This window comes from Promicromonospora sp. NPDC057488, assembly GCF_042802395.1.
Lineage (GTDB): Bacteria > Actinomycetota > Actinomycetes > Actinomycetales > Cellulomonadaceae > Promicromonospora.
Window position 1 is genome coordinate 17,620 of the sequence record NZ_JBHVEG010000071.1, and the last position, 12,585, is coordinate 30,204.

Sequence of the window (12,585 nt, forward strand, 5' to 3'; positions counted from 1 at the left end):
CCCGCGAGGGGCTCAGTCGAGCGGCGAGAGGAACTCGCGGAACTCGCCGGGCGTGGTGTGCAGCCCCCAGATGCGCTCGGCGACGGCGTCAGGACCTCGTTCAGGATCGTCGGCGGGTATTGCGCCGGGGATCACGAGCTGCGCCACGCGGATGCCGTCGGGCTCCAGGGCGTCGTGCAGCATCTGGGCGTACGCGCTCTCCCCGGCGAAGCCGATGGACGTGCCCGCGTAGCCGGCGCGCGGGCGCACCGACGTGCCGCCGTTGATGAACACGAACGTGCCGGTGCCCGCCTCCCGCATGCCGGGCAGCACCGCGTTCACGGCGGCGACGGGGCCGAGCACGGAGAACCGGACGGCCTCCAGGATGTCGGCGGCGGGGGTCTCCGTGACCGGCCGCAGGTAGTGCCGGGCGGGCAGGGGGCTGTACTGCAGCACCGAGACCGGCCCGAGGTCGGCGGCCGCCGCGGACAGTGCCGCGGCGAGGGCGTCGGCGTCCAGCACGTCGGCCGCGTAGCCACGCGCGGTGACGCCGTCGGCCGTGAGCTCGGCCGCCAGCGCGTCGACCTTGTCCTGGCTGCGGGAGAGCAGCGCGACGGCGAAGCCCTCGCGCCCGAAGCGGCGCGCGACGGCCTGGCCGACGCCGGGGCCGGCGCCGATGATGGCGATGGTGGACATGCGAGCGGTCCTCTCGTAGGTGTCGGTTCGACGCTACGTCCGGCCGCGTGATCGTGACAGGTCCTGTCAGGGCTCCCCGGCGCCGGCCGGTCCGCGCCAGGCCCGCGGGCTCCGGTGCCCCCGGCGCAGCAGGCCGAGCCGCGCGAACAGCACCGCGCAGCCGCCGAGCGTCGCGATCATCAGTACCGAGCCGACCACGGTGTGGGTCCACCCGAAGCCCTGCTCGCCCCACCGGGCCTGCGCCTCGGCGATCAGGACCATGCGGCCGGTGTTCACCACGACGAGCAGCACCCCGGCCGCGAGCACCGCTGCCGCGACGCGCGGCACGCTGTTGCGCCGGGACAACAGCAGGAGCCCGCCGAGCACCAGCACGCCGCCCACGTAGAAGGCGGCGGTGCACGCCGTGGTCACCACCAGCCCGGCCCAGGACGTGTCGTCGCCGGGCACCTGCTGGTACAGGAACACCGGGTCCGTGGTCAGGGTCCGGGACGGGCGGCCGAGCGGGCCGCGCAGCACCCACGCCGTCAGCGCCGACTCGGCGAACCGGAGGCGTTCCTCCGCCAGCAGGAGCCCGATCCCGGCGGCGACGAGCGCCAGGGCGGCGAGCCCGCGGGGCACGGCGGCGAGCAGCGGCCGCACGGCGGCGAGCGCCCGGCGGTGGCCGGGTACGGCGTCGTCAGGCGCGGCGCCGTCGGGCAGGACGGTGTGGTCCATGGTTCTTCCTCCCGGTCGACGGTGAGGTGGGCGTCCCCGGTCCATGCCGGGAACGCCCACCTCACCTGGGTGCGGCTGTCGTCAGACCGTCAGCCGACGGCTCAGGCGGTACACGCCGGCCCCGGCCAGTGCGAGCGCGGTGCCCGCGAGGCTGATCGCCGGGACCGGGGGCCCCGGGTCCTCGGTGACCGTGATGGTGACGGTGGCCTCCACCTCGACGCCGTCCGGGCCGGTCACGCGGTAGGTGAAGGTGTCCGTGCCGGTGAACCCGGCCGGCGGGGTGTAGGTGACGGTGCCGTCACCGTTGTCGACGACGGTGCCGCCCTCGGTCGTGGTGGTGTCCACGTCCCAGCCGGTCGAGCCCTCGGGGATGGTGTCGTTGTCCCGGATGTCCACCGTCACGGGTGTGTCGACCGTGGTCGACGCCGAGTCGTCGACCAGAGCGGCCGGCTGGCACGCGAAGTCGCCGGTGAACCGGGCGAGGAAGCCCTCGGCACCGGGTGCGCTGGTGACCTGGACGATGATGCTGTTGGCACCGGCCCGCCAGTCGTCACCCAGCGTCACCGACGCCTGCCCGCCCTCGTGGAAGCCGTCGTTCCAGTACGGGTACGGCGACGTCAGCGCGGGCAGGCCCGTCGTCTTCGGGCTCTGCGCCGTGTTGTTGACCCAGACCTCCAGCACGGCGTTGTCGGCGTAGAAGTCCAGGCTCAGCTCGTCCAGCGTGACGCCGGACGCGAGGTTGAAGTCGTACTTGTAGTACCAGCTTGCAGCGACGTCGGGCTGTGTCTGGCCGGGGGCCTGCTGCGACACGTACTGCGCGTCGGAGTACTGCGTGCCGCCCGGCCAGTAGGTCTCGTGCTTGGCGTACGGTGCGGTCCAGGTGGCGCTCGCCGGAGGCAGGGCAGCGGGCACCTCCGTCACGGTCCTGGAGGACGCGGTCGGGATCCCGTAGTGCGGACCGGTGACCTGCCAGTGCGGGTCCCGGCTCCCGTTCGGCAGGATGCCGCCCGTCGAGGCGTCGTACCCGGTGTTGAAGATCGCCGGGTCGGTCGAGCAGTCGACCGTCGGCGCCGCCGCGGCGGCGGAACCGGCGAACGCGACACTGAGCCCACCCGCGAGCACACCGGCCAGTACGCCTACCGCCGCGAGGCGGCGTCCGGCCGCACCCCTGGCTGTTGTCGTTCGGGTCATGAGAGAACTCCCTTGCTCGTGCGCCCCGACGGAGCGCTTGCCGCACGGCTGAGGTCCGTGCTCGGGAGGTCAGACGCGCCACCGGTGAGCCGATGACGCGCGCGGTCGGCGCAGGCACCGTCGAACGTAGGGGCAGTCGGCGCAACAGGGCGCATGAGGCGACGGACCCTACGTTCGGCGCCGCCCCGCGGGAGCGAAGGGTCAGTCGACGACGGCGGCGACCGCCTCGAGCTCCACCAGCTGATCGGCGTATCCCAGGACCGTGACGCCCAAGAGCGTGCTCGGCACGTCATGATCGCCGAACGCGTCGCGGACCACGCCCCAGGCGGTCACCAGGTCCGCCCGCTCGGACGACGCCACGAGCACCCGCGTGCTGATCACGTCCTCGATCGTCGCGCCGGCGGCCGCGAGCGCCTGGGTCATCGTCTCGACGCAGGCAGCCGCCTGACCTGCGTAGTCGCCGACCGCGACGGTGGCGCCGTCGCGATCCAGCGGGCACGACCCGGCCAGGAAGATCAGCCGGGCTCCCGCCGGCGCGGTCGCCGCATACGCGTACGGGGCGTCGGAGAGGCTCGAGGAACGGATCAGCTGCACGGAGCTCGGCATGCCGCGATCCTCCCAGACGCGCGCCCACCGCCGCCCGCCGACCGTAGGAACAGTCGGCGCAGGCGCCGTCGAACGTAGGAGGCGTCGGCGCAACAGCGCTCATGAGGCGACGGACCCTACGTTCGCCCCAGCGGCCGACGACGGCGCTGGCGTCACCGCACCGCACCGCACCGCTGGCACCAGCACCAGCACCCGCACCCGCACCCGCACCAGCGAACGTAGGAACGATCGGCGCAACAGCGCTCATGGCGCGACGGACCCTACGTTCACCGCCTGCCGCCGACGACGGCGCTGGCGGCGCCGCGCTGTGACGCCAGACCCGAACCAGCACCAGCACCAGCGCCGGCGCCGGCGCCGGCGAACGTAGGAACGATCGGCGCAACAGCGCTCATGGCGCGACGAAGCCTGCGTTCGCCGGCCGCCGCCTGCGGCCGCCCGACGCCCGACGCCCGCGGCCGCCCGCCGGAGCCGCCCTCCGCCCGCCGGAGCCGCCCGCCGCCGACGTCGATGCCGGCAGTCCGCGCCGTCATCGCATCGGCCGGGTCCCGTCCAACTCCGTGCGGGCCGCGACACCGACGTGCCAACGACGTCGCGGGCGCCGACAGAAAGGGAACACACATGAGCACCACCTCCCACAGGACCGAGCGAGCAGGAACCGGCGCGCGACGGCTCGCGGCAGTCGGCCTGGGCACCGTTCTGCTGCTCGGCGCGGGCGCGCTGACCGCGGCGGCGGCACCCGTCACCGACCCGGTCGGCCCGGGCACCAGCGGGACCACCGCGCACGGCGTGACCTGGTCGGCGAGCGACGAGCTGCGCGACGCGGCCGGTGTCGTCACGAACGGCTTCGCCGTGGGACGCGGCGAGGACGCCATGCTGACGTTCGGCGAGACCGTGGACCTCACCTTCGACGTGGTGAGCCTGCAGTCGAACGGGCCGTCGGACACCGAGTGCCTGGTCCTGCCCGCCGGCTCCACGCCCGTGCAGCTGTCCCCGATGCACGTGTGGAACGCGGCGAGCAGCACGATCTGCGCGGCGAACAACAACGCGGCCGACGACCCGGCTGCGGCCAACGACGCCACGTCGCAGTTCCGCCTGGACGGCGTGGACTCGTTCTCCATGTCCGGCAGCGGCACGAACACGAGCCGGGCGCGCTGGATCTCGAACCCCCGGGTGACGGTCGACCGCGAGGAGCCGCCCATCCCGATGGTCGCCCCGGCGTTCGCCGTCGCGGGCCTGGTCGCGACGGGCGCTCTTGCCGGCGTCCGCCGTCTGCGCGGTCTGCCGCGCTGATCCCGCGGGGCCCCTGTCCCCGCTGGTCCGGAACGCCCCGCCGCTCGGCCAGAGCGGCGGGGCGTTCCCGTCGCCGACGGCGGGCAAGGACAGGTGCCCCAGCCAGGTAACGGAGAGGTAGCAGTGCTACGTCTCCGTTACCTGGCTGGCCGAGTGGTGTTCTCCCCGACGCCCCGACCGACGGCGAATCACCCGTCACCGGCGTCCGGGCATCCCGTCAGACCCTGTGCAAGCCGCGACACCGCCGTACCTCAGCGTCGCGGACGCACACAGAAAGGGACACACACATGAGCAACACGTCTCACGAGATCAAGGCGGGCCGCGCGCAGCTGCGCTCGCGGCTGGCCGCCGTCGGGCTCGGTGCCTCGCTCCTGCTCGGCGCGGGCGCGCTGACCGCCTCGGCGGCGCCGGTGACCGAGCCGGTGCCCTGGGGTTCCAATGCTGGCACCACCGCCAGCGGTGTCAGCTGGACCGCCCGGGGCGGGGTGACCGGCACCAACGGCAACGTGCGCGACGGCGTGACCCGCACGATGACGTTCGACCAGCCCGTCACCGCGGAGTTCGACGTGCACAACCTGAACGGCTGGAGCGGCACGGCCCGAGAGTGCGTGCGGCTCTCCCCCGGCGTCGAGCTGGTCAGCCTCGACCCGGACAACACCTGGAACGCGGACACCCGCCAGCTCTGCTACCGCGGGGCTCAGGGCACGTCGGCGGACGGCAACACCAACGGCGACACCAGCTCGACGTTCCGCACCACCGGTCCGGTCACCCAGATCGCCCTGACCGGGACCAGCGGCGGCAACCGCCAGAGCACCATCCGGGACCTGTACATCACCACCGACGAGGCACCGGCCGTCCCGATGGTCGCCCCGGCCTTCGGGATCGCGGGTCTGCTCGCCACCGGTGCCCTGGCCGGCGTCCGCCGCAAGCGGGCCGCCGAGCAGGAGGCGGTGACCACCACGCAGGCCTGACCGGGTCCGCCACGAACCTACGGGTGAGCCACCCCCTCGGCCCGTAGACGACGCCCCGTCGCTCTCCTCCACGAGCGGCGGGGCGCCGTGCGTCCCAGCGGCCGGCCAGGCAACCGTCACCGGCCCACGCCGCCCCCGTCAGTACGGTCCGTGACCACCGCGATCGTCCCGCGCCCGACGACGGGCCCGCCGAACCAGCCCCCGGACCAGCCGCCCGCCCCGCCGCCCGAGGGTCGGGCGAGCAAGCCCCGGCGCACCCCCATGCCGTCGGTCTACTTCCGGGCGGTGGACGGCCTGCGCGGCGTGGCCGTCCTGTCGGTGCTGATGTACCACACGGGCCTCTACGAGAACGGCCTGTTCGGCGTGGACCTGTTCATGGTGCTGTCCGGCTACCTGATCACGCTGACGCTGCTGCGCGAGGAGTCGCGCGGCGGCCGCATCCGGCTCGGCGAGTTCTACCGGCGCCGGGCCAAGCGCCTGCTGGTGCCGCTGCTGGTGACGCTCGGCGCCACCGGGATCGCGGTGGCCCGGCTGGGCCGGCCCGAGGAGGCCGACCGGGTGCTGCAGCAGGGACTGGCCTCGCTGCTGCAGGTGGCCAACTGGGAGCAGATCGCGCGCGGCGAGTCGTACTGGGACGCGATGGGCGTGCCCGGGCCGCTGGCCCACATGTGGTCGCTGTCGCTGACCGAGCAGTTCTACCTGATCTGGCCGCCGCTGCTGGCCCTGGTGTGCGTGGTCGTCGCCCGACGGCGGCGCGCCGCGATCGCCTGGCTGGCGGCGCTGCTCGCCGTCGCCATGACCGTCACCACCATGCTCCAGTACGACGGCGCCAACGCCGACCTGCTCTACCTCGGCACGCACTCGCACGGCGTCGGGCTCATGGTGGGCGCGTGCGCCGCGCTGGTGACGGCGTCCCTGCCCGTGCGCCGCATCGACGGGCACCCGCGGCGGCGTCTGTCCCGCCTGGCGGCGACGCTGGTCTCGCTCGGGCTGCTGGCCGCGATCGTGCTGGTCTCGGTCGGCACCGACACCTACGCGGCGCCGTGGCTGTACGAGCAGGGCGGCCTGACGGTCGTGGCCGTGCTGGCCGCCGCCCTGATCCTGTCGCTCACCCGCGAGGACACCCCCGTGGCCCGGGTGTTCATGACGACGCCGCTGGTCGAGGTCGGCAAGGCGTCCTACTCGCTGTACCTGGTGCACGTGCCGGTGTTCTGGGTGCTGCAGCGCACCCTGGAGGCGCCCAGCCCCGCCGTCGTCGCGCTGGTGGGCATCCCCCTGTCCACGGTGCTCGCCCTGTTCCTGCACCACATCGTGGGCGAGCCGGTGCGGCTGCGCCGCTGGAACCGCGCGGGCGGCACGTCGTTCGCGCTGCTCGCCGCCGCGGTCTGCGCGGCGCTCGTGGTCTCGCCCACGCTGGTGCGGCAGGAGTCGGGGTCGGGCGGCACCCGGGTGCTGGTGCTGGGCGACTCGCTGGGTCACGACTTCGCCACCGCCCTGACCACGTTCGCCGCCGACGAGTTCGCCGTGACGGACGGCGCGTTCAACGGCTGCGGCGTCTTCAGCCCGGAGACGAGCCGCACCACCGCCGTCGAGCAGGGGCCCGCACCCGGCTGCCTGCCCTGGGAGGACCGGTGGCGGTCCGCCGTGCGGGAGTCCGCGCCCGACGTCGTGCTGGTCAACCTCGCCTGGGACGGCGCCGAGCAGCGGGTCGACGGCCGGTGGCTGCGCCCGTGCTCGGCCGGCTACGCCGCCCGGTACCGCGACCAGCTCACCGCCGCGCTGGAGATCCTGACGGCGGACGGCGCCCCGCGCCGCGTGCTGCTGGCCACGTCCCGCGAGTTCACGCCCATCGCCACGCCCGAGGACGCCGCCTGCCACACCGAGCTGTTGCGGGCCTTCGCCGCGGAGCACCGCTCGGTCGTCAGCGTGCTGGAGCTCGACCGGTTCGTGTGCACGGACACGGCCTGCCGGCAGGAGACGCCGGAGGGCGCGCCCGCCTACCTCGACACCGTGCACTTCACGCGCGCTGGCATGCGCTGGATCGCGCCCTGGCTGGTCACGAGCATCCAGGACGTCACCGGCCCGCCGTCGCGCACCGAGTCGCCGTCGCGCACCCCGTGACCCGGCCTACAGACCCGGACCGTCGTCGCCGACCGCCGGCTGCGTCTGTCCCACGAGGAGGGCCGCGACCCGCGCGGCCCGCGCACCGAGAGGAACCACGCATGTACAACACCCCGGGTATCGGCAGCGGCGTCGCGACCGGCGTCGTCGGCGCCGGCACGCTCGCCCAGACCGGCTTCGACGGGCTGTGGCTCGCCGTCGCCGCCGTGACGTGCGTCGTGGGCGGGTTCATCCTGCTCCGCGCGAGCCGGTCGGCCCGCCACGCCGAGGCGGCGGGCGAACGGTGACCGCACCCCTGCCAACCCTGGCCGACGGCGGCCCGCCCGCCCGCGTCGCACCGCGCCCCTCCCTCGGGGGCGCGGTGCTCCGCGCGGTGCTGGCGATCCCGGTCGCCGCGCTGGGCGTCGCCGTCGTGCTGGGCATGGACCGCTTCCGGTACGGCGAGGCGCACCTGACGGCCTGGACGCTGGAGCACGTGCTGCGCCGTCCGGCCTCGGTGCCGTCGCCCGAGGCCGTCTTCTACTACCGGGCCGCGGCCACCCCGGTCCCGGTCTGGGGCGGGTTCACCATCACCGAGGAGTGCTCGGCGGCCTGGTTCGTGGGCGGCGTGCTCGTCGCCACCGCCCTGCTGCTCGTGCTTTGGCGGCGAGCCCGCGCCGGCCGCCTGCTGGTCGCGAGCCTGGTCACCGTGGTGCTCCTGGTCGTGGTCAACACCGCGCGCATGGTGCTGATCACCGAGGCCACCGTGCACTGGGGCGAGACCGGCTTCGGCTGGTCGCACACGGTGGGCGGCTCGATCCTCATGATCGCCACGCTGTGCCTGTGCGCCCTGCTGTTCGCCCGCATCGCCCTGCTGCCCCGAGAGGCCGACCGCCCGTGAGTCTCGTCAGTCTTGTCGCCACGCTGATCATCACGTCCTCGATGGCCTACTTCGTGCTCCTGGTGGGCTCGGGCATCAAGGCGATCCGCCGCACCGGCACCCGCCTGGACCACCTGGGCGCCACCGCGTACGGCACCGGCCCTACCGCCGGGGCGCCCGCGCTCGCCGTCTACTTCCTGGTGCCGTGCCTCGACGAGGCCGCGGTCATCGGCCGCACGGTGGCCGGCCTGACGATCAACCCGGGCACCACCACGGTCGTCGTCGACGACGGGTCCGACGACGACACCGCCGCCCTCGCGCTGGCCGCCGGCGGCGCCCGGGTGGAGGTCGTGCGCCGGGACCTGCCGCACGCGCGCCAGGGCAAGGGCGAGGCCCTGAACGCCGGCCTGGCGCGGGTGCGCGAGATGGTCGCGGCCCGCGGGCAGCACCCCGACCAGGTGGTGGTGTGCGTGATGGACGCCGACGGGCGGCTGTCGGAGCGCGCCCTGGACCACGTGCTGCCGCTGTTCGACCGACCGCACGTGGGCGGCGTCCAGCTCCAGGTGCGCATCCGCAACCGCGACTCGTTCCTGACCCGGTTCCAGGACTTCGAGTTCTGGGGCGCGTCCAGCGTGACCCAGATCGGCCGATCGGCCACGGGCACCGTGAGCCTGGGCGGCAACGCGCAGTTCAGCCGCCTGTCCGCCCTCGACTCGGCTGGTGAGCGCCCGTGGACCGACTCCCTGACCGAGGACCTCGACCTCGCCATCACGCTCGCCCTGCGCGGCTGGGAGCTGACCACGACGCCGTTCGCCGCCGTCGAGCAGCAGGCGGTCGAGAAGGTGCCGCTGCTGCTGCGCCAGCGCACGCGCTGGTACCAGGGCCACCTGATGACGATCAAGCGCCTGCCGGAGATCTGGCGCTCGCCCCACCTGTCGCACGTCGCGGCACTGGAGCTGTCGTTCTACTGCCTGTCCCCCTGGATCCTGACCCTGCCGTGGTCGGTGCTGTTCCACATCTGCCTGGGCGACCTGATCCTGAACGGTTCGGCCCTGCTGGACTTCGCCTCGACCCCCGTCGCCACGGCCGTCGTGGTGCTCGCGTGGTACCTGCTCGCGTTTGCGCCCGCGGTGTTCAACGGGGTGCTGTACTGGCGCCGCGACCGCCGGGTGGGGCTGTGGCGGGGCCTCGCCATGGGCAACTACATGGTGCTGACCAACTACCTCTCGTTCGCGTGCGCCTGGAAGGCGCTCGCCCGCGTGCTGCGCGGCGAGACCGCCTGGGCCAAGACCGCCCGGACGCGCGAGACCCCCGAGCCGGCCCGCGCCCTGACCAGCCCGGCGGTCGCCTCGTGACGGGGCGCCGCCGGGCCGCCGCCGCCGTCGCGCGCCCGTGGGTGCCGACCGCCGTCTGGGCCGCGGTCCTGTTCGCGCTGGGCCTGGTCCGCATGCTCGTGCCGCGCGCCGTGGGCCTGGCGGACGACGGCAGCGGCGCCCGCCTGGCCTGCCGGCTCGGCGTCGCACCGGACAACGAGACGCGGTACTTCGCCTTCGCGGTCTTCCGTTTCGTGGCCGACGGCGACGCGTCGTGCACCGCCGGGACGCCGCCCCCGTGGCCGCAGCACGCCGGGCTGCTGCTCGCCCGCCTGGTGTCCACGACGCTCGGCGCGGGCGCCCTCGACCTGCGCGTCACCGTGGTGGCGTACTGCGCGCTCGCGGCCGTGACCGCCGCCCTGGTCGGGGCGCTCGCCCGGCGCCGCCGCCATGCGCGCGCCGTCACGACCGTGCTGACCTGGCTGCTGCTCGTCGACTCCGCCTTCGCCGGGTACGCCGCCAGCCTGTACCCGCAGGCCACCGGGATCGCGGGCCTGCTGCTGGCCGTCATCGGGTGGCTGCTGCTCGACGCCGCCGGACCCGCCCGGTGGGCCGGCCGGGCGGCGCTCGTCCTGGGTGCCGCCGTGCTCGTGTCCTCCGGGCCGGTGACCGCGCTCGCCGTCGTACCGCTCGGTCTCGCCCTGCTGCTGCGGGCCCGGGCCGGCACCCGGACCCGCGGACGCCGCCGCGGACCCACCGGCTGGGTCGCCCCCGTGGCGCTCACCGTCGCGCTGACCGCGCTCGCGGCCGGCGCCGTCGCGGGCGTGGACCCCACCCAGCGCCGCTACGACACCTGGGACTACGTGAGCACCGGCGTGCTGGCGGACGCCGCCCGGCCCGGCCCCGAGCTGACGGCCATGGGGCTGCCGGCCGAGGCCGAGCGGTTCCTCGGCATCCCCGTCTGGTCCCCCGCCTCGATCCGGGGCTGGGAGCGCTGGCCCGACGTCGACCCCGACCCCCTGCGGGTCCAGGGCTACGTGCTCAGCCACCCGGCCGTCCTGTACGACCGGCTCGACCACGCGGTGCGCGCCATGGGCGAGGGCCGGCCGGCGAACCTCGGCTCCTACGACGCCGCCGCCGCGCGACCCGGCGAGCAGGAGCGGGGGGTCACGCTCTTCTCGTCCCGCCAGGGCCAGCTGCTCGCCTTCGGGCTGCCAGCGGCCGTGCTCCTCGGGACGGTGCTCGCGTGGCTGGCGCTCGTGATCACACGTTCGCCCGTGCACGGCGCGGACGCCCGCCGGCTCGCCTCGGCCGCGCTGCTCCTGCTCGGCGTCGCGGTCAGCCAGGTGGCCGGCACCGCGCTCACCGAGGCCACCGACGCCGGCCGGCACGTCGTGGTCGGCAGCCTCGCCGGGCTGCTCGCCCTGTGCCTGCTGGTGGCCGCCGGGCTCACGTCGCGCGCGCTGGACGCCTCCGCCCGGCCCGAGGCCGCCCGCGCCTCCGCCTGAATCACGAACCCGCACGTCACCACCGGTGCCCGGCTGCGTCGGTCACGTTGCCCGGCCATCCCCGGGCCCCAAGTCCGAGCAGAAGCCCCATGTCCGAGCAGAAAGAAGCGCTATGCACCACACCGCTCGCCGCGAGATCGCAGTGCTCTACGGAACGCGGCCCGAGGCCGTCAAGCTCGCCCCGGTCGTCAACGAGATCGAACGCCGGGGCAGATACGCGCCGCTCGTGGTCACCTCCGGCCAGCACCGGGGCATGCTCGACCAGGTCAACCGCCTCTTCGAGATCGTCCCCGACCACGATCTCGGGCTGCTCCGGCGCGGCTACTCGCTCGACGACGTGCTGGTGGGCGCCATCCGCGGCTTCAGCGAGTACCTCGACGCGCACCCCGTGGACGCCGTCGTCGTGCAGGGAGACACCACCACCGCGTTCGCCGGGGCGCTGACCGCCTACCACCGGCAGATCCCCGTGGTGCACGTCGAGGCGGGCCTGCGCACCGGCGACGTCTACTCGCCGTTCCCCGAGGAGGGCAACCGCAGGTTCATCAGCGCGATCGCCACCCGGCACTGCGCGCCGACGGCGCGTGCGGCCCGGAACCTCCACCTGGAGCGCGTCCCCGAGCACGACGTCACCGTCACGGGCAACACCGTGATCGACGCCCTGATGCACACGGCGTCCCGTCCGGTGCGGATCAGCGACCCCGTGGTCGACACCGCGCTCAAGATCGGCCGGCGCGTTGTGCTCGTGACGGCGCACCGCCGCGAGTCCTGGGACGACGGGATCGCCCAGATCGCCGCCGCGGTCGTGCAGGTGGCCGAGCTGTTCCCGGACGTGCTGTTCGTGCTCCCCCTGCACGGCAACCCGATCGTGCGCGAGGCGATCGTGCCGGCGGTCCTGGACACGCCCAACGTCCGGCTGACCGAGCCGCTGCCCTACGCCGAGTTCTGCCGGGTGCTGTCGCGCACCAGCGTGGTGGTCACCGACTCGGGCGGCATCCAGGAGGAGGCGCCCGCGTTCGACGTCCCCGTCGTGATCACCCGGAACACCACCGAACGCCCCGAGCTCGTCGACGCCGGCGGCGGGGTGCTGGTCGGGACCGACGCGGGGCAGATCGCCGACACGCTGGGCGCCCTGCTCACCAACCGCGAGCTGCACCGGCGCATGGCCTCGGCCCCCAGCCCGTTCGGCGACGGCCACGCGGCCGGACGCGTGGTCGACGTCATCGAGAGCATGCTCGCCGGCCGGCGCACCGCCGACGCCGACGCCTGGACCGCGGCGGCGCTCGCCCGCTGACCAGCCGCACCCCCAGCCGGCACGGGGGCCCGACCTGCTGGGAGGC

General features: G+C 74.5%; 13 protein-coding genes. 8 read left to right on the forward strand and 5 right to left on the reverse strand.

Annotated elements, in window-relative coordinates; genetic code table 11:
• Positions 1-12: 12 nt before the first annotated feature.
• From ACFU5G_RS15835 to ACFU5G_RS15855, 5 genes are all read right to left on the reverse strand, one after another.
• Entirely contained in the window at positions 13-675 is a 663-nt protein-coding gene (locus ACFU5G_RS15835) for an SDR family NAD(P)-dependent oxidoreductase (protein WP_377246355.1), read from the reverse strand.
• 66 nt (positions 676-741) lie between these two features.
• Positions 742-1,389 (reverse strand): archaeosortase/exosortase family protein, encoded by a 648-nt coding sequence (locus ACFU5G_RS15840; protein WP_377246358.1) that lies wholly within the window; start codon positions 1,387-1,389, stop codon positions 742-744.
• An 81-nt stretch (positions 1,390-1,470) separates the two neighbouring features.
• On the reverse strand, positions 1,471-2,580 hold the full coding sequence (locus tag ACFU5G_RS15845; protein WP_377246361.1) for an Ig-like domain-containing protein: 1,110 nt from the start codon (positions 2,578-2,580) through the stop codon (positions 1,471-1,473).
• A gap of 201 nt (positions 2,581-2,781) precedes the next feature.
• A complete protein-coding gene (locus tag ACFU5G_RS15850; protein WP_377246364.1) occupies positions 2,782-3,186 on the reverse strand; it encodes a RidA family protein in 405 nt (134 codons plus the stop codon).
• Positions 3,187-3,452: 266 nt separating this feature from the next.
• Complete coding sequence (locus ACFU5G_RS15855; RefSeq protein ID WP_377246367.1) at positions 3,453-3,716, reverse strand: hypothetical protein; 264 nt, start codon at positions 3,714-3,716, stop codon at positions 3,453-3,455.
• Between the two features lie 88 nt (positions 3,717-3,804).
• Here ACFU5G_RS15855 and ACFU5G_RS15860 point away from each other — a divergent pair, with 88 nt between their 5' ends.
• From ACFU5G_RS15860 to wecB, 8 genes are all read left to right on the forward strand, one after another.
• Positions 3,805-4,476 carry a hypothetical protein gene (locus tag ACFU5G_RS15860; protein WP_377246370.1) on the forward strand — a complete coding sequence of 224 codons (672 nt, stop codon included), beginning with the start codon at positions 3,805-3,807 and terminating at the stop codon, positions 4,474-4,476.
• Between the two features lie 287 nt (positions 4,477-4,763).
• Positions 4,764-5,447, forward strand: coding sequence for a hypothetical protein (locus ACFU5G_RS15865; protein ID WP_377246373.1), 684 nt, complete (start codon positions 4,764-4,766; stop codon positions 5,445-5,447).
• Positions 5,448-5,597: 150 nt separating this feature from the next.
• Positions 5,598-7,568 carry an acyltransferase family protein gene (locus tag ACFU5G_RS15870; RefSeq protein ID WP_377246376.1) on the forward strand — a complete coding sequence of 657 codons (1,971 nt, stop codon included), beginning with the start codon at positions 5,598-5,600 and terminating at the stop codon, positions 7,566-7,568.
• 101 nt (positions 7,569-7,669) lie between these two features.
• Positions 7,670-7,855 (forward strand): hypothetical protein, encoded by a 186-nt coding sequence (locus ACFU5G_RS15875; RefSeq protein ID WP_377246379.1) that lies wholly within the window; start codon positions 7,670-7,672, stop codon positions 7,853-7,855.
• The gene (locus ACFU5G_RS15880; RefSeq protein WP_377246382.1) at positions 7,852-8,448 is read left to right on the forward strand and encodes an archaeosortase/exosortase family protein; all 597 of its coding nucleotides are present in this window, start codon (positions 7,852-7,854) and stop codon (positions 8,446-8,448) included. Before ACFU5G_RS15875 ends, ACFU5G_RS15880 begins: the two co-directional genes overlap by 4 nt.
• Positions 8,445-9,782: a glycosyltransferase gene (locus ACFU5G_RS15885; protein ID WP_377246385.1), complete on the forward strand. Its 1,338-nt coding sequence runs from the start codon at positions 8,445-8,447 to the stop codon at positions 9,780-9,782. The genes ACFU5G_RS15880 and ACFU5G_RS15885 overlap by 4 nt, the downstream gene beginning before the upstream one ends.
• Complete coding sequence (locus tag ACFU5G_RS15890; RefSeq protein WP_377246388.1) at positions 9,779-11,248, forward strand: hypothetical protein; 1,470 nt, start codon at positions 9,779-9,781, stop codon at positions 11,246-11,248. The genes ACFU5G_RS15885 and ACFU5G_RS15890 overlap by 4 nt, the downstream gene beginning before the upstream one ends.
• A 112-nt stretch (positions 11,249-11,360) precedes the next feature.
• Positions 11,361-12,539 (forward strand): non-hydrolyzing UDP-N-acetylglucosamine 2-epimerase, encoded by a 1,179-nt coding sequence (gene wecB, locus ACFU5G_RS15895; RefSeq protein ID WP_377246391.1) that lies wholly within the window; start codon positions 11,361-11,363, stop codon positions 12,537-12,539.
• The last annotated feature ends 46 nt before the right edge of the window (positions 12,540-12,585 follow it).